The 319-nt window shown below is 73.4% G+C and carries 1 pseudogene; it reads left to right on the forward strand.

The annotated features are described in order from the left end of the window. Positions 1 to 319, forward strand: a pseudogene (locus tag EN846_RS34255) (hypothetical protein); the annotation flags it as partial.

The raw sequence follows: 319 nt of genomic DNA on the forward strand, positions 1-319 counted from the left end.
GCTGGATGCGGGCCTGCTGAGCCTGTCGGGCGACAGCAGCGGCTTCACCGGCACCACCCGCGTGCGCGCCGGCGCCTTGGACGTGCGTGGCCGCCTCGGCGGCCTGACCGAGCTGGCCACCGGCACCGAACTGAGCGGCGACGGCCAGCTGGGCAGTGTCATCCTCCGTAGCGGCGCCACGCTGGCACCGGGGGCGGCCACGACCTACGGCACGCTGTCGATGACCGGCAACCTGCTGCTGGAAAATGGCTCGCGCTATCTGGTGGACCTTGGCGCCGATAGCGCCGCCGCCCACCTGCACGCGGTCGCCGGCGCCAGA

The organism is Mesorhizobium sp. M4B.F.Ca.ET.203.01.1.1 (genome assembly GCF_004791025.1).
Classification (GTDB): domain Bacteria; phylum Pseudomonadota; class Alphaproteobacteria; order Rhizobiales; family Rhizobiaceae; genus Mesorhizobium; species Mesorhizobium abyssinicae.